Source organism: Ruegeria sp. ABF4_144, assembly GCF_056160045.1.
Genome location: NZ_JBSWWK010000001.1, coordinates 1,624,768 through 1,645,417 on the forward strand (window position 1 = coordinate 1,624,768; position 20,650 = coordinate 1,645,417).

Annotated in this window: 20 protein-coding genes; 9 read left to right on the forward strand and 11 right to left on the reverse strand. The window is 57.5% G+C overall.

What is annotated here, in order from left to right; translation table 11 throughout:
- The 7 genes from ACXAGD_RS08270 to ACXAGD_RS08300 form a co-directional block, all read right to left on the reverse strand.
- Positions 1 to 579, reverse strand: coding sequence for a holin family protein (locus ACXAGD_RS08270; RefSeq protein WP_475209558.1), 579 nt, complete (start codon positions 577 to 579; stop codon positions 1 to 3).
- A complete protein-coding gene (locus tag ACXAGD_RS08275) occupies positions 570 to 1,181 on the reverse strand; it encodes a holin-associated N-acetylmuramidase (RefSeq protein WP_475209559.1) in 612 nt (203 codons plus the stop codon). Before ACXAGD_RS08275 ends, ACXAGD_RS08270 begins: the two co-directional genes overlap by 10 nt.
- Before the next feature lie 145 nt (positions 1,182 to 1,326).
- On the reverse strand, positions 1,327 to 1,773 hold the full coding sequence (gene ccmE, locus ACXAGD_RS08280) for a cytochrome c maturation protein CcmE (RefSeq protein WP_475209561.1): 447 nt from the start codon (positions 1,771 to 1,773) through the stop codon (positions 1,327 to 1,329).
- Positions 1,774 to 1,780: 7 nt separating this feature from the next.
- Positions 1,781 to 2,809 carry an N-acetyl-gamma-glutamyl-phosphate reductase gene (argC, locus tag ACXAGD_RS08285; RefSeq protein ID WP_475209562.1) on the reverse strand — a complete coding sequence of 343 codons (1,029 nt, stop codon included), beginning with the start codon at positions 2,807 to 2,809 and terminating at the stop codon, positions 1,781 to 1,783.
- A 94-nt stretch (positions 2,810 to 2,903) separates the two neighbouring features.
- Positions 2,904 to 3,713, reverse strand: coding sequence for a glutamate racemase (locus ACXAGD_RS08290; RefSeq protein ID WP_475209564.1), 810 nt, complete (start codon positions 3,711 to 3,713; stop codon positions 2,904 to 2,906).
- 8 nt (positions 3,714 to 3,721) lie between these two features.
- Positions 3,722 to 4,600: a lysophospholipid acyltransferase family protein gene (locus ACXAGD_RS08295; protein ID WP_475209565.1), complete on the reverse strand. Its 879-nt coding sequence runs from the start codon at positions 4,598 to 4,600 to the stop codon at positions 3,722 to 3,724.
- An 80-nt stretch (positions 4,601 to 4,680) separates the two neighbouring features.
- Entirely contained in the window at positions 4,681 to 8,100 is a 3,420-nt protein-coding gene (locus ACXAGD_RS08300; protein WP_475209568.1) for an indolepyruvate ferredoxin oxidoreductase family protein, read from the reverse strand.
- Positions 8,101 to 8,269: 169 nt separating this feature from the next.
- On the opposite strand from ACXAGD_RS08300, the gene ACXAGD_RS08305 reads away from it, so the two are divergent.
- The 7 genes from ACXAGD_RS08305 to grxD all read left to right on the forward strand — a co-directional run bounded on the left by ACXAGD_RS08305 (position 8,270) and on the right by grxD (position 15,320).
- A complete protein-coding gene (locus tag ACXAGD_RS08305; RefSeq protein ID WP_475209570.1) occupies positions 8,270 to 9,178 on the forward strand; it encodes a LysR family transcriptional regulator in 909 nt (302 codons plus the stop codon).
- A gap of 279 nt (positions 9,179 to 9,457) precedes the next feature.
- Positions 9,458 to 11,743, forward strand: coding sequence for a mechanosensitive ion channel family protein (locus tag ACXAGD_RS08310; protein WP_475209573.1), 2,286 nt, complete (start codon positions 9,458 to 9,460; stop codon positions 11,741 to 11,743).
- A gap of 170 nt (positions 11,744 to 11,913) precedes the next feature.
- Complete coding sequence (gene purL / locus ACXAGD_RS08315) at positions 11,914 to 14,073, forward strand: phosphoribosylformylglycinamidine synthase subunit PurL (protein ID WP_475209576.1); 2,160 nt, start codon at positions 11,914 to 11,916, stop codon at positions 14,071 to 14,073.
- Between the two features lie 135 nt (positions 14,074 to 14,208).
- Entirely contained in the window at positions 14,209 to 14,445 is a 237-nt protein-coding gene (locus ACXAGD_RS08320; protein WP_170324811.1) for a BolA/IbaG family iron-sulfur metabolism protein, read from the forward strand.
- On the forward strand, positions 14,442 to 14,684 hold the full coding sequence (locus ACXAGD_RS08325; protein WP_475209578.1) for a hypothetical protein: 243 nt from the start codon (positions 14,442 to 14,444) through the stop codon (positions 14,682 to 14,684). The genes ACXAGD_RS08320 and ACXAGD_RS08325 overlap by 4 nt, the downstream gene beginning before the upstream one ends.
- A complete protein-coding gene (locus tag ACXAGD_RS08330; RefSeq protein ID WP_475209581.1) occupies positions 14,681 to 14,971 on the forward strand; it encodes a hypothetical protein in 291 nt (96 codons plus the stop codon). The genes ACXAGD_RS08325 and ACXAGD_RS08330 overlap by 4 nt, the downstream gene beginning before the upstream one ends.
- Positions 14,958 to 15,320 (forward strand): Grx4 family monothiol glutaredoxin, encoded by a 363-nt coding sequence (gene grxD / locus ACXAGD_RS08335; protein ID WP_155147033.1) that lies wholly within the window; start codon positions 14,958 to 14,960, stop codon positions 15,318 to 15,320. The genes ACXAGD_RS08330 and grxD overlap by 14 nt, the downstream gene beginning before the upstream one ends.
- Here grxD and ACXAGD_RS08340 read toward each other — a convergent pair whose 3' ends face one another.
- From ACXAGD_RS08340 to ACXAGD_RS08350, 3 genes are read right to left on the reverse strand one after another with little or no spacing between them, the layout of a single operon-like run.
- Positions 15,321 to 15,674: an MliC family protein gene (locus tag ACXAGD_RS08340; protein WP_475209584.1), complete on the reverse strand. Its 354-nt coding sequence runs from the start codon at positions 15,672 to 15,674 to the stop codon at positions 15,321 to 15,323.
- Positions 15,671 to 16,066, reverse strand: coding sequence for a cell division protein ZapA (locus tag ACXAGD_RS08345; protein WP_475209586.1), 396 nt, complete (start codon positions 16,064 to 16,066; stop codon positions 15,671 to 15,673). Before ACXAGD_RS08345 ends, ACXAGD_RS08340 begins: the two co-directional genes overlap by 4 nt.
- Complete coding sequence (locus ACXAGD_RS08350) at positions 16,066 to 16,863, reverse strand: hypothetical protein (protein WP_475209587.1); 798 nt, start codon at positions 16,861 to 16,863, stop codon at positions 16,066 to 16,068. Before ACXAGD_RS08350 ends, ACXAGD_RS08345 begins: the two co-directional genes overlap by 1 nt.
- 234 nt (positions 16,864 to 17,097) lie before the next feature.
- Here ACXAGD_RS08350 and tkt point away from each other — a divergent pair, with 234 nt between their 5' ends.
- Both tkt and ACXAGD_RS08360 read left to right on the forward strand, forming a co-directional pair.
- Positions 17,098 to 19,119 (forward strand): transketolase, encoded by a 2,022-nt coding sequence (tkt, locus tag ACXAGD_RS08355; protein WP_475209589.1) that lies wholly within the window; start codon positions 17,098 to 17,100, stop codon positions 19,117 to 19,119.
- 160 nt (positions 19,120 to 19,279) lie between these two features.
- Positions 19,280 to 19,630, forward strand: a complete 351-nt coding sequence (locus ACXAGD_RS08360) for a hypothetical protein (protein WP_475209591.1) — start codon at positions 19,280 to 19,282, stop codon at positions 19,628 to 19,630.
- A 39-nt stretch (positions 19,631 to 19,669) separates the two neighbouring features.
- On the opposite strand, the gene ACXAGD_RS08365 is transcribed toward ACXAGD_RS08360, so the two are convergent.
- Complete coding sequence (locus ACXAGD_RS08365) at positions 19,670 to 20,608, reverse strand: DUF808 domain-containing protein (protein ID WP_475209593.1); 939 nt, start codon at positions 20,606 to 20,608, stop codon at positions 19,670 to 19,672.
- Positions 20,609 to 20,650: the final 42 nt, after the last annotated feature.

Sequence of the window (20,650 nt, forward strand, 5' to 3'; positions counted from 1 at the left end):
TCAGGCCGCGCGTTTGCGCCGCCAGACGTCTAGCGCTGGGTTGTAATCCGGATGGCCTGCGTTTTCAGCCAGAGCAACGTCTGTCCCCGGATCAGCCGCCCCAATTCCATCGCTGCGTAGTGCTTTCAATGCCCGAAGGTTTTCCAGCACCTGAGGGGTCCGGTGCATCGTGGCGGCCATCTCGCGTTGCATATCCTGAACCTTTGTCTGATGACGCGCGCCGAAGTAGAACGATACGATCGCCCCCAGCAGCCACCACAGCGGCTCGGGCACCAGTGCGATCCCTTGCATCCGCGCTGCAAACCAAAGCGGATCAACCATTGCAGCTATGAACAGGCCCAGCGTTCCCAACGCCAGCGCCGGGCGTGGCAACCGATTGAGCCCATCCATGAACCGATCAAACGCCCCCTTTTTGGGTGCCTGAAATTCCTGACTGAACTGAACCATCGCCTGTTGTTGCAACATCACGCTGCGCTCGGCTCCGTTTTCTGTGTTTTCTCGAAATATTTCAGCAGTTTCGCGCACGACGTTGCGCCCGCCGCCGAACAGAAACGTCAAAAAGTTCGAAATCAATCCCATCCCGCAACTCTCCTTTGAAATTCTGCATCGCTTAAGTGATAAACCGGTGAGACAAACTCCTCGGCCCGGCGAATCCACCCGCCTTTGCCACCCGACCGGCTCTGGGCGTATTTGCGGGATGCGGGCCTGTTGTCGGCAAGCCGGAAGTAAAAGTTGCGCCGCGCGACACCGTAGGCATCCCGCAGAGCTACCGGATCAGGGTCCGCCGCATTGTCACAGGCCCGCGCAGTTTTTGGCCCGACGATGCCGTCAACGGTGACCCCGAACCCCATCTCACGTAGCAGACGCTGAAGGATCTTGACGGCCTGCCCGCCTGCGTTGACATACATGTCAAAGATCGAAGGATGCAGAACCTTCGGCAGCAGGCTCAGTCGGGGCTTCTCAAAGTAATGCTGCACAAAGATATCGACAGCCTGCGACTTGCTGATCATACGAACGTCGACACCATTGATTGTCCCATCGCCCGACAAGTCCAGTCCGAGTCTACGCATTGTGTAAATGGTCACACCGTATTTGGTCGCCCCGCCGGGGTCGTCGGGATCATCTACAAACCCGCCTTCACGCGCCACAATCTGAGTAGCAATCTGTTGAACCGTCTGCATCGCACCCTCCGCCTTTGATGCGACACACGGTTTCCCAACCCGGTTAAATTCCCACAACGAAACAGGGCGCTGCCGGTCTGATGCGCGCAACGCCCTGTTTCTTCAATAGAAGCTTTTCCTTTGTAGGCACGCAGCGCAGCTGCGATCAGCTTTCGTCAGCTTCTTGATAAACGCCTTGCTCTTTCAGGGCGTCCACAACTTCTTTCGGCATGTAGGTTTCATCGTGTTTCGCAAGAATTTCAGTGGCTTCGAAAACACCGTTCACGTAAGAACCCGTACCCACCATACCTTGATTTTCGGCGAACAGGTCAGGCAGAACACCGGTAAACGCCACCGGTACGCTTTCGCCACCGTCGGTCACAACAAAATGCACCGTCTCACCCTGCCCACGTATGATCGAACCTTCCTCGACCAGACCACCGATGCGGAACACCTCGGTCGGTTTCGGCGGCTCGGCGATCACCTGGCTGGGTGAGCGGAAAAAGTTGATGCCGTCCTGCAACGCGTACCCAATCAACCCCGTCGCCAGAACCAAGGCAACAACGGCCAAAAGAATGACTTGCACACGACGACGTTTCTTGAGCGTTTTCATACCGTCCTCACGGGAATAGAGGGGCCATCATCAGCCCCTGGGTCTCATCCTCACCTAACATCAGGTTGGCGTTCTGCAAGGCTTGGCCACTGCTACCTTTTGTCAGGTTATCCAGTGCGCCGATTACGATGGCGCGACGTTCGATCCGGTCACTGACAACACCGATATGGCAGAAGTTCGAGCCTCGCACATGGTGGGTCGAAGGTGCCTCTCCAAATGGTAGCATCCGGATAAACGGTTCATTTTCATAGGCTTTAGCCAGCGCTTCATACACGCTGGCCGGGTCGCCCTTAACATAGGTCGTCGCCAGAATACCCCGGTTGGCCGGAATAAGGTGTGGCGTGAACTGCACATGCACGGTCCGACCGGCCAGAGCCGAGAACTCCTGATCGAACTCACCCAAATGCCGGTGTGTCCCGCCCACAGCATAGGCGTTATATCCCTCGCTAAGCTCCGCGTGCAGCAGGTTCTCTTTCAATGACCGGCCTGCCCCCGACACGGCACATTTCAGGTCCAGCACGATATCGTCCAGATCAATCACGCCCGCCGAAATCAACGGCCGCAGCACATACTGACCCGTTGCGGCGTTACAGCCCGTGCCGGCCACCAGTCGAGCTTTGCGGATGTCATCCCGGTAGAACTCGGTTAGACCATAGACGGCCTCTTCCTGTTGTTCCAACGCGGCGTGGGGGTTGCCGTACCACTTTTCATACTCTTCCGGATCACGCAGACGGAAATCAGCCGAAAGGTCGATGATTTTGAGGTTCTTAGGCAGGCCGCGAATGACCTCCTGGCTGGTCTTATGCGGCAGCGCACAGAAACACAGGTCAATCTGCGAAAAGTCGATCTCAGAGATTTTGCACAGGTCCGGTAGGTCCATGTGACGCAGATGAGGAAAGACCTGCGCCATCGACATCCCGGCCTTACGCTCGGCGGCCAGAGCGGTGATTTCCATGTTCGGGTGCTCGGCGATCAGCCGCACCAGTTCGGCGCCGGTATAGCCGGAAGCACCCAGAATTGCGATTTTATGGGTCATGTCAGACCTCTTGTTCCAAAGTGTCACATATCACGACCGCCGATGCGACGGCCTTCGAATAAAGGAGAACGCGTTGCGCCGTCCTTGACCTAAGTCAGGCGGACTCGAACGTGATTTGTCGTCGGAGGAACTGCGTAGCCCGATCGCTGACAAAACCCGGCTTGCCAGTGGTCAGAAAACCGCCTTGGCCCTCACCCTGCATCTTCGGGTGCCGCTGCAGGTAATCCGCCAAGCTTTCCGCCACAAGCGCACCCTGACTGAACACCTGAACGTTCGATCCCAAGGCAGCCTGAAAGGTTTCGGCCATCAGCGGATAGTGGGTGCAGCCCAGTATCGCTGCCTGTGGTTCAGGCATTTTCCGTTTCAATGCATCCACATGGCTGCGCACCAGCGCCTCGGCCAGGATCATGTCGCCGTCTTCGATGGCATCGACCACACCGCCACAGGCCTGAGCCTCAACGTCCACGCCAATCGCGCGAAACGCCAGTTCCCGCTGAAAGGCGCGGCTGGAAACCGTCGCAGGCGTGGCAAACAGCGCCACGTGCTTCACAGCAACCTCTCGCGGAGGGCTGTTATCGCCCCATTGCCGTTCAGTCAGGGCTTCGATCAGCGGCACAAAAACGCCGAGAACGCGTTTGCCCTCGGGCACACCTTCTTCCTGCATCCGGCGCAACGCGGCAGCGCTGGCGGTATTGCAGGCCAGAATCACCAGATCACAGCCTCGGTTCCAAAGGTCGTAGACGGCGCGTCGCGTCAGATCATAGATATTCTCAGCGTCCCGCACCCCATAAGGAGCATGTGCACTGTCTGCGAAATACAGGAAATCGACGTCCGGCAGACGTTTCTGCGCGGCGTCCAGAACGGTCAGACCGCCCAAACCAGAATCAAAGATGCCTACTGCCATTTGCCCCTTTAGGCGCGATGCCGTTCCTCAAACTCGTAGCCGTAGTCGTAAGACTTCAGCGGCGTTGGGGAAAGCTCATACGTGGCTTTGCGCAAGAAATCCATCATCTTGCGTGTGTCCTTTGCCAAAGGGTCCAGAACGTCGCGCCCGATTGGGTCTCCGATTACAACTTTGACCGGTGTATCGACGCGCTTCTTGAACTCTTTTATCAGCAAACCCATACGCAGAGTGTTGTGGAGGTGGCTGGCAATCTGGAACAGGCGCGAGGTGTGACCGTCAAAGAAAACCGGAACGACCGTAGCATTCGATTTGGCCACCATCCGCGCCGTAAACCCGCGCCAGCCTGGATCCATCGGGTGCGAAAACGGTTTGACACCTGTGCTGACCGTACCGCCCGGGAAAATCCCGATCGCGCCACCCTCACCTAGATAGTTCAGTGCGGTTTTTCTGGTCTCAAGGTTCAGCTTCATCGCGTCCTTGGTCTCGTCAAACGAGATCGGCAGAATGATGCGGTTTATGTCCTCGGCCTTGCGGAACACGCGATGTGCCAGAATTCGGAAATCACCGCGCGTCTCGGACAACATGTGCCCCATCATCAGACCATCCAGAATGCCGTATGGGTGATTGGCGATCAGGATGAGCGGGCCTTCCTTTGGAATATTCGATAGCGCCCCGCCGACGACATCCAGCGACAGCCCATAGCGATCCACCATCACCGACCAAAAATCACGCCCATCGGTCACTTCTTTCTCATACCCGTCTGCGCGCTTGATCAGACGCAAGCGACCTGTGGTGTTCTCCATCAGCTTGATCACCATCTTCCCGCCCTTGGTTTCGGCGGAATGGGCATAAGAAATGTCACGAGCGACGTGGTGGCGCGAGGGCATTCGAGTCTCCGAGCTTTGCTACCTGCAAGATAGGTTTAAGCGACAATTTTGCCTAGGTTTCGTGACAAGTCCGTGACGATTTACTCGGCAGCTGCGCGCAGCTCGGGCCCTCCGTCCCGGATTACAGCCAGCAATTCCTCGCGCCGTTTGGCTGCTTTAGCCTCGTTGGTGCGCAACACCGGCCCAAAGCCACGAATGTCCAGCGGCAGTTGCGCAAGGGCGATAACAGCATCCCGTGTCTGTGGTGAAACAAGCGGCGTTATCTCTTTGAGATCTCGCTCATATTGTTTGATCAGGCTTCGCTCCATCCGCCGTTCAGCATTGTAGCCAAAGATATCCAACGGTGTCCCACGCAGGATTTTCATCTTGGCCAGAAACTTCATCGGTTTCAGCAGCCATTCGCCAAAGGTTCGTTTCTTCGGTCGACCATCCGATCCGTTGCCACCCAGAATGGGTGGGGCCAGATGGAACGTCATTTTGAAGTCCCCGTCGAACTCGGCCGCAGCTTTTTCGCGGCTGTCGAGCATCAAGCGTGCAACCTCGTATTCATCCTTATAAGACAGCAGCTTGTGATAGCCTTTTGCCACCGCTTTTCGAATACCATCATCGTCAAACGCATTGACCAGTTTGAGATACCGCTTGGCCAGACCGCCACTTTGGTAAGCGGTCAAATGCTGAACTCGGAAATCGATCACCTGATCCAGAGTTTTTGGCAATTCGGCTGTATTAGGCTCGAGAATCCCCGCAACCTCCTGCGGGTGAAGGACGGCCCAGCGACCAATATCAAAGGCACGCTTGTTGCGTTCAACCGCCGTGCCGTTCAATTCAATGGCCGACCAGATTGCGTCATGACTGACCGGCAGCAATCCGCGTTGCCATGCCGCGCCAAAAATCATCATGTTGGAATAGATCGAGTCGCCCATCACTACGCGCGCCAGATCGGTGGCATCGAACAGCGAAAGACCCTCTTTCAACCGCGCCTGCAAAGACAGTTTCAGTCTGTCACCCGGGATGCGGAATTCTGTATCGCGGGTAAAGTCACCAGTGACGGTTTCATGAGAGTTTACGACAGCGCCGGTTTGACCCGCCCGCGTAAGTCCCAGCGTCTTGGCGCCAGCAGACACGACCAGATCGCCACCGATCAACGCGTGCGCTTCGCCAGTGGCCACGCGTATGGCGCTGATATCCTCTGGGCGATTTGCCAGACGACAGTTGATGTGCACGGCTCCGCCCTTTTGGGCAAGGCCTGCCATCTCCATCATCCCTGCACCTTTACCGTCGATCTGCGCGGCCTGGGCCAAAATAGCACCCAAGGTCACAACGCCTGTACCACCGACCCCGGTAATCACCACGTTATGTGTTCCCTTAATTTCGGGCAGCACCGGTTCTGGCAGATCCGGCAGGTCGATCTCGGTGGTTGCTTCTTTGCGGATTTCCGCACCTTCCAACGTTACAAACGACGGGCAAAACCCGTTGAGGCAGGAGAAATCCTTGTTACAGCTGGATTGATCGATAGCCCGTTTGCGGCCCAGTTCGGTCTCTTTCGGAGCAATCGAGACGCAGTTCGATTGAACCCCGCAATCGCCGCAACCTTCGCAGATATCTGTGTTGATAAAGACCCGTTTGTCCGGATCCGGAAACGCGCCCTTTTTGCGCCGACGTCGTTTCTCAGCCGCGCAGGTCTGGACGTAAACGATGACCGAGACGCCCTCGATCTCGCGAAACCGCTCTTGAACCTGCATCAGTTCGGCGCGTTCAAAGGTTTCAACTCCGGCAGGCAGGGTCTTGAAATTCAAATCTTCTTTTTCGTCATAGACCACCGCGACATGCTGAACGCCCATGGCCTTGACCTCGGCCACGATCCGCTCTGCTGTCAGGTCGCCCTCATTCTCCTGTCCGCCGGTCATGGCGACGGCGTCGTTATACAGGATTTTGAAGGTGATATTCGTGCCGGCCGCCAATGCCGCCCGAATTGCCTGCACGCCCGAGTGGTTGTATGTCCCATCGCCAAGGTTCTGGAACACGTGTTTGGTGGTCGAAAACGGCGCCTCACCAATCCAGTTCGCACCTTCGCCGCCCATCTGGGTGAAACCAGTGGTTTCACGGTCCATCCACTGAACCATGTAGTGACATCCGATACCCGCATAGGCGCGGCTACCATCTGGCAAACGGGTCGAGCTGTTATGCGGGCAGCCGGAGCAGAAATACGGCAGGCGTGTCGCGATTTCCTCGGCGTTGTCGGCGCGGCGGGCCTCGGACAGGCTGGCTAGACCGGCGCGGACGCCATCAGTCTCGCGGCCCTCTTCGATCAGAATTTCACCCAGTTTCTCAGCGATCATGATCGGATCAAGCGCGCCACGTGTCGGGAACAGTTCCTCGCGGTGCAGTGTCCCGGCCCCGCCTTTGTACCAACCATAAACGCGGCGACCACGGCGGTCGTCAAAGATGGCCTCTTTAACTTGCACCTCAATCAGCTTGCGCTTTTCTTCAACGATAACGATCAGGTCCAGCCCTTCGGCCCAGTCGTGGAACCCGGCCATGTCCAGCGGGAAGGTCTGCCCGATCTTGTAGGTGGTAATGCCCAAACGCTCGGCTTCATCCTCTTCGATGTTCAATAGAGACATCGCGTGGGTCAGGTCCAGCCAGTTTTTACCGGCCGCGACAAAGCCGATTTTTGCGCCGGGCTTACCCCATACCCGCCGGTCCATCTTGTTGGCGCGTGAAAACGTCTCGGCCGCGAAGCGCTTGAAATCGATGATCCGCCCTTCCTGGAGGTGTGGCGTGTCGCCCAAACGGATATTCAGCCCACCTTCAGGCATGTCGAATTCGGGCACAGTAAGCTGCATCCGGTCGGCACTGCCGTCCACGACCGAGGTCACCTCGATCGTATCCTTCATCGTTTTCAGGCCGACCCACAGCCCTGAAAAACGGCTGAGCGCAAAGCCATAGACCCCGTAATCCAGAATCTCTTGCACACCAGCTGGGCTGACAATCGGCATATACATGTCGACCAGAGACCATTCGGACTGGTGCAAAACGGTTGAGCTTTCACCGGTGTGATCATCGCCCATCGCCATCAACACGCCGCCGTGCTGGGCCGTTCCGGCCATGTTGGCATGACGCATTACGTCGCCGGACCGATCCACGCCGGGGCCCTTGCCGTACCACAGACCAAACACGCCATCGAACCGCCCATCTCCGCGCAGGCCCGCTTGCTGACTGCCCCACAGAGCGGTGGCGGCCAAATCTTCGTTAAGGCCGTATTGAAAAGTGACGTCGCTTTCTGCCAGTTGCTTATGCGCCCGCATCATCTGCTGGTCCACAGCGCCCAGTGGCGACCCGCGATATCCGGTCACCAGACCCGCCGTGTTCAGGCTCGCTTTGGTGTCGCGTAATTTCTGGATCAACATCAGACGCACTAGCGCCTGAGTACCGTTCAAAAGAACGGGGTTTTTATCCAGATCGAACCGGTCATTCAGTGATATTTGTGGCTGACTCATCAGACGCCTCCCCTCGCCAGATCAGTGTGCTACATTTTCACCCATTTTAGGTCATAATTTCTGACCTGTATAGAGTTTATCCGCTGAATCCTAAGGATTTCAGCCTTTGAATGTGGAAGTTGTTACCTATTTCATATAGGCCTTCCGAAAGATAACGAAAGTTGCGGCGATGGATTGGGACAAGCTTAGGATATTTCACGCGGTCGCGGATGCAGGCAGCCTGACTCATGCGGGTGACAAGCTGAATCTGTCGCAATCCGCGGTCAGCCGACAGATCAGGGCACTGGAAGAGTCACTTGATTCGACTCTGTTTCACCGCCATGCGCGCGGGCTGATCCTAACTGAGCAGGGTGAGTTGTTGTTTGATGCGACCTCGGCCATGTCCAAACGCCTTGACGCTGCCGCCGCGCGTATCCGTGACAGCGAAGAAGAAGTTTTTGGCGTGTTGCGGGTCACCACCACGTTCGGCTTTGGCACCCTGTGGCTGGCCCCGCGCCTGCCGAAACTGTATGAGCAGTACCCCGACCTCAACATCGACCTGATGCTGGAAGAACGCGTGCTGGATCTTCCCATGCGCGAAGCAGACGTGGCTATCCGCATGAAGGAACCCAGTCAGGCCGATCTGGTACGCAAACGGCTGATGACCGTGCAGATGACACTGTATGCCACACAGGAATATATCGAAACACATGGTGGGATGCTGCACTCTCTGGACGAGATAAAAGATCATCGGTTGATCTGTCAGACGCCCTCGGCCCCTCAGGTTGGCGCGAGTGCGTCGATGGTGCGGCACCTAATGACGTATAACCCCGGCTCGCTACTGACAGTGAACAACTATTTCGGGGTTCTACAGGGCGTGTTGCACAATCTGGGTATAGGTGTGTTGCCGGACTACGTTACACAGGATTTCCCGCACCTTGTTCCGATCCTGTCGGATATCGAAACCGCTGACGTTCCCGTCTATCTCGCCTACCCCGAAGAACTGCGCCATTCCAAGCGCGTCGCGGCCTTCCGCGACTTTGTTCAGGACGAGATCATCGCCCAACGCAAGCAACTGAAGCAGATGGGAAAACTCTAGCTATGCATAGGCAGCATAGCGGGCATGATCAGCAATCAGTCTGAAACATCTTGATCGTTCATAAACTGATCCCTAAATGAGCACTCGAAGGCGGTGATGCTGAAACGCTCATCATCTTCATACCTCCCTGTTGGACTACGGCCGAGCTTAGTGCTCGGCCTTTTTTTTGCTTTCAGGCAACACGCACTGGGCCTGTAGGGCAAAACATCTGTGAAACTCCGATACTTAGACCTATGATCACGAAAAAATCACGAAGACTTGTGTTCGAGGAAAGATTCGATGTTTCAACCATTTCGCCTATTGCTGGCGATAATTTCCGTTATTTGCCTGACCGGCCCAGTTTTGGCGCAAACCAGTGCCACGAACGGTTCCACGGCCCCTGTCAGCATTCCAGAAGACCTGACGCCTGAGCAAGTGGACGATCTGGTCGCACGCATGTCCGACGATCAGGTCCGTGCCATTCTGCTGGAGCGCCTGGATGCGGTCGCCGCACAACAAGCCGCTGAGGCTGAGGATCGCGAAGATCCTATCAAAGAAATTAACGCGATCTGGGCCGCAATGGTTGCTTCTTGGACGCACGTGATTGTCACAATTCCAAATCTTTTCAGCGCTCAGGCCCATGCAGTCGACAATTTCGTCGGAACCTTCGGTTCACAAGGCGTATTCGTTCTTTTGGGATTGGTGCTGAGCGTACTGGTCGTCGGCTTTGCCGCAGAAAAGCTCTTCGGGTTTCTTACTCGCAAATGGCATAGGCCCCCCGAAGCCGCAGACGAGAACGATCTTTGGGGCGCCGTCCGATATCTGTTCGGCCGTTTTTGCCGCGAAATCGCGGGCTTGGTTGTGTTTTATGTCGTTATTCGCGCCGTCGGACGCGGCCTATTGAGCCCAGAGCAGATAACCTATGCTGCACCGCTTGTTTTTTACCTGATCTGGATTCCTCGCCTTGGCGCCGCCGCCTCGCGGTTCATACTTGCACCGAACCAGCCGCATTATCGGCTTGTCAACATTGATGACCATTGGGCCAAATACTTGCACCGCAATCTGATCGGCCTGCTGATCTTGATCGGCTTCACTCTGTTCCTGCTGCACTTTAACCGACTGAACGGAGTGACAGGCGGTGAAACGCGCATCGGCTTCTGGCTCAACGCAGGAATTCACATCTATATCGGCGTCATTGCTTGGAAAGCGCGCGAGGGTCTGTCTCAGATGATGCTGGGCACCGATCCGGATCGCACCAAGTTCGACGAGGAAGTCGCCCATTATTACCCCTATTTTGCGATCGGGGTTTCGGCCGTGATCTGGCTTCTGGTTGAATTCCTGGCCGCACAGCGTGATCCGATGATCCGCACCCTGCTTCTAAAGGGCGCGCATTTCACAACCATGTTCTGGCTGCTGATTGCGCCCGCGCTGGATACTCTGATCCGCGGCCTGGTGCGTCATCTACAACCTCCGATGCAAGGCGAAGGTCCTGTGGCGGAACGCGCGTATAAATCCACTAAGCGCAGCTATATCCGCATTGGCCGGGTTCTGGCTGGCATTCTGGTGATCCTGATGGTTGCCAGAGCGTGGGATCTGGACCTTCAAGAAATCGCAGGAGGTGGTGACGAATCCGGCAGCAAGCTGATCCAGTTCTTCATCATCATCGCTGTCGGTTACATCCTGAACGAGGTCGTCTCGCTTTGGATTAACCGCCGTCTGGCCAAAGAACAAACCGCCGCCGAGCAAAGCCCCGACGAGGAGGCTGGCGAAGGCGGTGGCTCAGGTGGGTCGCGTCTGGCGACCGTTCTGCCTCTGCTGCGTGTGACCGCACAGGCCGCCATTGCGGTGATCTTTGTCCTTCTCGCCTTGGGTGCGTTGGGGATCAATATCACCCCGCTTTTGGCCGGTGCTGGTGTTTTGGGTCTGGCCATCGGCTTTGGCGCGCAGAAACTGGTGGCTGACATCGTCGGCGGCATTTTCTTCCTTGTGGATGATGCCTTCCGTGTCGGTGAATATGTCGATGTGGGCGGCACCACCGGCACGGTTGAGAAAATCTCGATCCGGTCGATGCAGCTGCGTCACCACCGTGGGCCGGTTCACACCATCCCTTATGGTGAGATTCAGAAGCTGACCAACTACAGCCGCGACTGGGTTATCATGAAGCTGAAATTCACCGTGCCCTTCGACACCGACCCCAACAAGGTGAAGAAGATCTTCAAGAAGATCGGCGCTGAGATGATGGAGGACGAGACCCACAAGGACGGATTCCTGCAGCCCTTCAAGTCTCAGGGTGTGTTCGACTTTGACGATGTGGGCATGATTATCCGCGGTAAATTCATGGCGAAGCCGGGCAAGCAGTTCACGCTGCGCAAGGAAATCTTCAACCGTGTCAAAGCCGCGTTCAAGGATAACGACATCGACTTTGCACGCCGCGAGGTGCGCGTTGCGATCCCCGGACTGGATGACGCAGATCATCTGAGCGAGGAACAAAAGGCAGCCATTGGGGCCGCAGCCGGTGAGGCCGCCAACCAACAAGCCGAGCAACAAGCGCAGAAACCCGGCTCTGCCCACGGCGCTCCTGAGTAATTCGGAGCCCTTCGAAAACCAAACGGCCGTCCTGCTGAACAAGCCGGGCGGCCATTTTTTTACCCCGCAAGCCGCGTCAAACTATGCCTTACGGGTCTTAACTCTTTCCTCGGACGCGCCCTTGCCCTAAAAGGCGCGCAATCTCGGCCCACTTGGACACAGGACAGAAGATGCAAGAGCCCGCAATCACACCCGATCTGATCGCCGCACATGGGCTCAAGCCCGACGAATACGACATGATCCTCGAAATCATCGGGCGCGAACCGACATTCACCGAACTGGGCATCTTTTCGGCGATGTGGAACGAGCACTGCTCTTACAAGTCCTCCAAGAAATGGCTGCGCACCCTGCCCACCTCGGGCCCTCAGGTGATCTGCGGACCAGGTGAGAACGCAGGTGTGGTGGATATCGGTGACGGTCAGGCCGTGGTTTTCAAAATGGAGAGCCACAACCACCCGTCCTATATCGAACCCTATCAGGGCGCGGCGACCGGCGTGGGTGGCATCCTGCGCGACGTCTTCACCATGGGTGCACGGCCGATTGCCTCGATGAATGCCCTTTCCTTTGGTGAACCCGGCCACCACAAAACGCGCCAGCTGGTCAACGGTGTGGTCGAAGGCATTGGCGGATATGGTAACTGCTTCGGTGTTCCCTGCGTGGGCGGAGAAGTCCGTTTTCACCCTGCATACAACGGCAACTGCCTTGTGAACGCCTTTGCCGCCGGTCTGGCTGATAGCGACAAGATTTTCTATTCGGCAGCTTCTGGCGTCGGCATGCCTGTTGTCTATCTGGGTGCAAAAACGGGTCGTGACGGCGTTGGTGGAGCAACCATGGCCTCGGCCGAGTTCGACGACACGATAGAGGAAAAACGCCCCACCGTTCAGGTTGGCGACCCTTTCACCGAAAAGCGCCTAATGGAAGCGACGCTGGAGCTGATGCAGACCGGCGCCGTGATCTCGATTCAGGATATGGGTGCCGCAGGCCTGACCTGTTCCGCTGTTGAGATGGGCGACAAAGGTGGTCTGGGCGTTCGTCTGGATCTGGAAAACGTCCCGCAGCGCGAAGAGAACATGACCGCATACGAAATGATGCTGTCGGAATCTCAGGAACGTATGCTGATGGTTCTGAAGCCCGAGCTTGAGGCCGAAGCCCGCGCGGTATTCGAGAAATGGGACCTGGACTTTGCCATCGTCGGCGAAACGATAGCCGAAGACCGCTTCCTGATCGTCCACAATGGCGAGGTGAAAGCCGACCTCGTTCTGTCAAAGCTTTCCTCGACAGCACCGGAATACGACCGCCCATGGGTGGCCACCCCCGAAGCCGAAGAACTGGTCGAAGTGCCTCAGATCGACCCGATCGACGGTCTGCGCGCCCTGCTCTCCTCGCCCAACTATGCGGGCAAGCAGTGGGTCTACGAACAGTATGACACCATGGTCATGGCCGACACCGCCCGCACGCCGGGTCTGGGTGCTGGCATGGTTCGAGTGCACGGCACCGACAAGGCGCTGGCCTTCACCAGCGATGTGACTCCGCGCTATGTACGTGCCAACCCCGTTGAAGGTGGCAAGCAAGCGGTGGCCGAAGCCTATCGCAACCTGACCGCCGTAGGCGCGAAACCGTTGGCCACCACAGACAACCTGAACTTCGGCAACCCCGAAAAGCCTGAAATCATGGGCCAGTTCGTCGGTGCTATTCAGGGTATTGGCGAGGCCGTCGCAGCGCTGGACATGCCAATCGTTTCAGGCAATGTCTCGCTGTACAACGAGACCGATGGTCAGGCGATCCTGCCGACACCGACCATTGGCGCTGTTGGCCTTCTGTCTAACACCGATCAAATCATCGGTAACGAAGTCCGCGAAGGCCACGTAGCTCTCATCATTGGCGAAACCAACGGTCATCTGGGTCAATCCGCCCTGCTGACCGAAGTATTCAACCGCGAAGACGGCGACGCGCCGCATGTCGATCTGGACGCAGAAAAACGCAACGGCGACTTCATCCGCTCCAATCGCGAGATGATCAAGGCCTGCACCGATCTGGGCGATGGCGGTCTGGCACTGGCAGCCTTTGAACTGGCCGAGGCCGCTGGCGTGGGTGTCCACCTTGATGAAGCCTCGACCGAGTTCCTGTTCGGCGAAGATCAGGCCCGCTATCTGGTGGCTTGCAACTTCGATCAGGCCGAAGCGCTTATGATTGCAGCAGGTCAGGCTGGCGTCCCGCTGGTTTCCGTTGGCCGCTTCACCGGTGACAGCGTGCGCATCGGCAACTCCGAAGCCGCGCTCGAGGAACTGACCGCCACATTCCGCAGCAGCTTTGCCGAGGCCGTGGCCTGATCGATGATCACGATTTGAATGCAAAACCTGCGTCCTGATGGGCGCAGGTTTTGTCATTTTCAGACACCTCTCACACCCTTGCGCGCCCCGCCCCGGCGCTCTACATCTTGGGAAAGACCTTCAGGAGTTACCTACATGCCGATGAGCGCCCACGAAATCGAACACCTGCTGCGCGAAGCCTTTCCGGATGCGGAAATTCAGGTTGGCGGGCATGACGGCGTGCATATGTCAGCCATGGTCGTGGACGAAAGCTTTCGCGGGAAAAATCGAGTGCAACAGCAACGCGCGGTCTATGCAGCGTTGAAAGGCAAAATGGACGGCCCGGACGGCGACCTGCACGCGCTGGCGTTGACGACGAAAGCGCCTGAATGAACGCTGCTTTCTGGATATATGGCATTTGCGGACTGATCGCCCTCGTCTGCAGCGTCATTATTTTCAGATCTACGATTAAAAATGAGCGTTCTGAAAAAATTCGGGGCGCGAAACCCGGTCAGGGTGACCAACTCATAGATCATGGAACTGTGTTGGGTGGCGGTGGCGGTCATGTAACAGTTTCCCGGGTCACCAAAGACCCTCAGGAGTACGCCAAAGCAATGGCTCCGAAAAAATGAGCGGCTGGCTATTCTGGATAGGTGTGATCGCAACATTGATAGTTGCCGCCGCTCTGATCGAAGCCTATGTGAAGCGGAACAGAAAGCGTAACCTTGCCGACATGCGTCCGGATCCGGACAAAATAAGCAAGGTAGGTGGCATCGAAAGATACGGGCTGGACCCACTGGCCCTGGCGCAAGCCGAACACCGGCGGTTGGAGGAAGAAGGATGGACCTCTGACCAGTCACAGAATGAAACGACCGACCCGGATGCGGGTGAAGAGGACAAGCAAGATGAGCGACGTTAAAACCCAGATCGACGAAACCGTCAAAGCCAACGATGTGGTGCTTTACATGAAAGGCACCAAGGAAATGCCACAGTGTGGGTTCTCGTCCCGCGTGGCCGGAGTTCTTAACTACATGGGTGTGGACTACACCGATGTGAACGTTCTGGCCGATGAAGAAGTGCGTCAGGGCATTAAGGATTATTCCGACTGGCCGACCGTTCCGCAACTCTACGTCAAGGGCGAGTTCGTCGGCGGCTGCGACATCATCACCGAGATGACCCTGTCGGGCGAGCTGGACACGCTGTTTGACGACAACGGCGTAGGCTACAACAAAGAAGCTGCAGACAAGATCCGCGAAGCGAACGCCTGATCAGCGGCTGCTGCAGTTTTGCAGAACGACTTGCTCACTGGCGGCACCTGATCCTGCCGCCAAATAGCTCACAGTGGCGTCCCAGCCTTTAGAGCGTAGGACATAAGTCCCTGCATTACCCTCGGATTCATATCGAATTCCCGAGCCACTTTCAGCCTGCCGCAGTGTGACCAGTTGATTATCAACCACCATCGCAGCTGCGCTGGATCCGTCCGGCGCGTTGAAATACGCTATTTCCAACGGAACGCCATTGTCGCAGGTGAACGTCACCGGCAGAATGTCGATCTCGGCCCAGGCCAACCCGGCTGGTAGCGTCATCATTGCGGCAAAACCCAGAGTTCGGATCGATTTCATCCTGCAGACCTTTCTTCAACAACCGAGGCCAGGGCCTCTGCCCGCGCGGCCAATTCCGCCAGAGTATCCGTCACCGACGGTGGCACCACGGCGACCTCAATCCGTTCAGGTTCCGGTTGAGGCATGTTTTTGAGCGCGAGCAGCTCCTCCTCGACAGCTGCAAGCTTCGCTTCGAGCGCTTGCATCTTTTCTTCTGTTCCTGCAGTCTTGTCCGCCAGCATCAGCCCGGCCATCAGCAACATCCGCGACTCAGGCATACGACCTATCTGATCTGACAGGACCTGAGCCTCGTCATCCAGCATCTTGGCGGCAGAATGCAGAAACGCCTCTTCACCTTCTTGGCACGAGACCTCAAAGCCGCGCCCACCGATTTGAATGGTCACCTCGGGCATTATTCAACCTCTCCTTCCGCCAGTTTCGCCTGTGACAGCAGCGGTTCCAGCCGGGCCAGAACCGCGTGCGCTTCGGCTGCATCCGTAGCCTGCGCGGCGCGCGTGGCCTCAAGCTCAGCCACTGTTGCGCGGTTTAGCAGATCAGCATCAGGTACGCCGTCTTCGGCCGCCGCCCGTAGCTCGTCTACCGATTGACGCAGTTGTTCATTCGCTTTCCGCATCCGTTGCAGATCATCATCCAGACGCGACATCGCAGCGCCATGGCTGGCTCGCTCTGCGCGCAGCATGTCCAATTCGGCGCTTAACTCCGCCAGCCGCTCGCTATCGGCCAACTCTGAGCGAAGGCGTGCGTTTTCGGCCTCAACCTCTTGAGCCGCGCTGACAGCTGATGCCAGTGACGCGTTCTCAGCCTTGAGGGCCTCAAGCTCATCCTGGTTTTCCAGTGCAGCCTTGGCCGCCGCCAACTCGGCCCGGGCAGCCTCAACCGAGGCCAGCTTCGCAGTCGCCGCGGCCAGTTGCTCTCGCAACGCGCCATTTTCGGGATCTTCCACTGGGGCCGATCGCAGACTTTCCATGTCGGCGCGCATGGCGTCGACTTCCCGCTCGTGGCGTTCCTTCAGTGTTTTCAGGCGTTCTTCCAATTGCGCATTAGCAACCCGTTCGTCATCCAATGCCGCGCGCAAGCTATCGTCCGCGCCACCGCCGACCGGAGCCTCATCCCGTAGTGCGTCAACACCGGTTCCGATCCGATCCATCGCGGCAATGATACGGCGCTGTAGTTCTTCGATCTGGCTCATGCCCCTGCCACCTATTAACCAAGGTTCCTTGTACCGCGGGTCCGTCCGAATCAACATCCGCCGCGTCTTGCCCCAGTCTAACCTAACGAGACGGAAAATACCCACTGTTTGCTTTCAACAACTTGGGCCGTATTCTTGAACCACGCCGAAGCCGGAACGCCCGGTTCTGCTTGCACTTTGGGGGGCGGATGGTATTGAGCGCCCATCTGCCTGTAATCCAAAGGAACAACGCCCGTGGACCTGACTGCGCTGCGCAATGCAAACCCCGAACACTGGGACAAAGCTGCGGCCATCCGCACCCTGACCCTTGACGCCGTCGCCGCCGCCAATTCCGGCCATTCCGGCATGCCGATGGGCATGGCCGATGTTGCGACCGTGCTGTTCGAAAAGCACCTGAAATTCGACGCTTCGGCCCCGAACTGGCCCGACCGCGACCGGTTCATCCTGTCGGCAGGTCACGGCTCGATGCTGATCTATTCGCTGCTGTATCTGACGGGTCATGGCGACGTCACGCTGGACGAGATCAAGAACTTCCGCCAGTTGGGCGCAAAAACTGCAGGCCATCCAGAAAACTTCCTGGTCGATGGGATCGAGACCACGACCGGCCCGCTGGGTCAGGGTATCTCGAACGCTGTGGGCTTTGCCATGGCCGAGGAAATCCAACGCGCGCATTACGGCAAGAAAGTCGTTGATCACTATACCTATGTGATCGCGGGCGACGGCTGCCTGATGGAAGGCGTCAGCCAAGAGGCGATCACTCTGGCCGGTCGTCATGAGCTGAGCAAGCTGATCGTCTTCTGGGACAACAACAACATCACCATCGACGGCACCGTCGATATCGCCGACCGCACCGACCAGGTGCGCCGCTTTGCGGCCTCGGGTTGGCACGTGATCGAAATCGACGGCCATGATCCGCAAGCGATCGACGCAGCGATCACTCAGGCGAAAAAGTCGAACAAGCCGACCATGATCGCTTGTGAAAGCCACATCGCTCTGGGCCACGCCGCTCAGGACACCTCGAAGGGCCACGGCGCGCTGACCGATCAGGACCAGCTGAAGGCTGCCAAGGAAGGCTACGGCTGGCCGCATGACGCGTTCGAAGTCCCGGCCAACGTAAAATCAGCTTGGGAAGCCATCGGCGCCCGTGGTGCTGCCGAGCGCGCTGCATGGCAAGAGCGTTTCGCGCAACTGTCCGAGCGCAAGCAGGCCGAGTTCAACCGCGCCTATGCGTTCGAAGCGCCGAAGAAACTGGCCGGTGCGATCCGTTCTTTCAAGAAACAGATGTCGGAAGACCAGCCGAAACTGGCCACCCGCGCCTCGTCCGAGAAGGTTCTGAACGTCGTGAACCCGATCATGACCGAGACCGTTGGCGGCTCGGCCGACCTGACCGGGTCGAACAACACCAAATCGGCCGATATGGGCGTGTTCCTGCCGGAAAACCGCAAAGGTCGTTACATCCACTACGGAATCCGCGAACACGGCATGGCAGCTGCGATGAACGGGATGGCGCTGCATGGTGGTATCCGCCCCTATGGCGGCACCTTCATGGCCTTCACCGACTATGCTCGCCCGTCCATGCGTCTGGCCGCGCTGATGAAAATCCCGTCAGTCTTTGTGATGACCCACGATTCAATCGGTCTGGGCGAAGACGGCCCGACCCACCAGCCGGTCGAGCATCTGGCCATCTCGCGCGCAACGCCGAACACTTATGTGTTCCGCCCCGCCGACACGGTTGAGACGGCTGAGGCATGGGAACTGGCGCTGACCTTCAAGGACAGCCCCTCGGTCCTTTCGCTGACCCGTCAGGGCGTGCCGACCGTGCGCAAGGATCACAAGACCAAGAACCTTGTTGCTCAGGGCGCATACGTTCTGGCCGAAGCCGAGGGCAAGCGTCAGGCTATCCTGATCGCCACCGGCTCTGAGGTGTCGCTGGCGATGGAAGCCAAGGCGATGCTTGAAGCCGAAGGTATTGGTACTCGCGTTGTCTCGATGCCCTGCATGGAGCTGTTCGCCGAGCAGGACGAAGCCTACCGCAAACGCGTTTTGCCCGCTGGCGCCGTCCGCGTCGGTATCGAAGCTGCCGTCCGCGCCGGCGGTTGGGATCGCTGGCTGCTGGGCGAGCGTGGTCGCGAAGCCAAGGCTGGTTTCATCGGCATGTCAAGCTTTGGCGCGTCTGCACCAGCAGGTGAGCTGTACAAGCACTTCGGCATCACCGCCGAAGCAACGGTTGCCAAAGTCAAGGAATTGCTGGGTTAAATCTGCCCAGAGAAGAAGAGCAAAAGGCGGCCAATTCGGTCGCCTTTTTTCATGCTGGCGACGTCACGGATTGGTGAGCTGTTGTGAATGCCATAATCCTACACCCTGCCCCTACCCCGGCTAAGTCAGGTGCATTCTGTCAGGAACAGGGAGCACAGACATGTTTCGTACAACGGCTATTCTTCTTACCACATTCGTCGCGGCATCTTCCGTCGCGGCTGGTTCGTTTGCATCCAAGGAAGAAATCCAAACCGCAATGAGCGACCACACCTACCAAGGCGGTATGTTGTCGGGCGCGTTTACTGAGTATTACGCCGCAGACGGCACCATCAAAGGCGATGGCTACACAGGCGTATGGAAAGCCACCGAAAACGGAATGTGCTTTCAATACGGCACCGATCCCGAGAACTGCTGGGATCTCAAAATCGATGGCGCAGCTGTAACCCTTTACAAAGACGGTAAAGTAGACGGTGCAGGCGTCGTCGTTAAAGGCAACCCGAACGAATACTGATATGCGCTGCCCCGTGGCGAAAAACGCCACGGGGAAAACTCAGTGCTTCTTCAACAGTTTCGTTGCCAAGGGGATCAAGACCATGCCCCAAGCCAGGCCAAACACTCCGTCCATGGTCGCTTTGGCGATCCATTCGACGGCGCCTTCGTACTGCGCTGACACCATGTGCCCGACGGCATAGGCCCAATCGTGGATGTGATGGCCCAGCCAACCAAAGCCCAGAACCTCCATTCCGTGAATGACAATCGATCCGCCGACCCAAAGCATTGCGGCAGTCCCGACAATCGACAGAGTCTTCATCACGCCCGGCATCGCTTTGACCAGACCGCGCCCTAAACCGCGCCCAATAGGCGTCGGCGCGTTCTGCGCCAGATACAGGCCCACGTCGTCCATCTTCACGATTAGCGCCACCGACCCATAAACGGCAACTGTCACACCAATACCTACCACCGCCAGTGTTGCCGCTTGCATCCACAGATTTGGCGCTTCGATTGCGGCCAGTGCGATGGTCATGATTTCAGCCGAAAGAATAAAATCGGTCTTTATCGCGCCCTTGACCTTCTGCTCCTCCAAATGGCCGGGATCGCGAACATTCATGTCGTCCTCGATGGCCTTACTGCCATGCGGAAAGAGGACATGGAATATCTTCTCGGCCCCTTCAAAACATAAGTATGAACCACCCAACATCAGCAAAGGCGTTATCAGCCAAGGCGCAAAATTGGCCAATAACAGAGCCACCGGCAACAGAAGCACGATCTTATTGAAAATCGATCCACGTGCGATGCGCCAGATGATCGGCAATTCACGTGCCGGGGCAAAACCCTGAACGTATTTCGGTGTCACGGCCGCATCATCGATAATCACGCCGGCCGTCTTGGCGCCAGCCTTGCCAGCCGCCGCCACCACGTCGTCCACTGAGGACGCCGCGACCTTGGCGATCCCCGCCACATCATCCAAAAGGGCCAACAGACCGCTCATCGCGCATCCTTTCCTGTATCCTGCCGCAACCGGACCCTACCC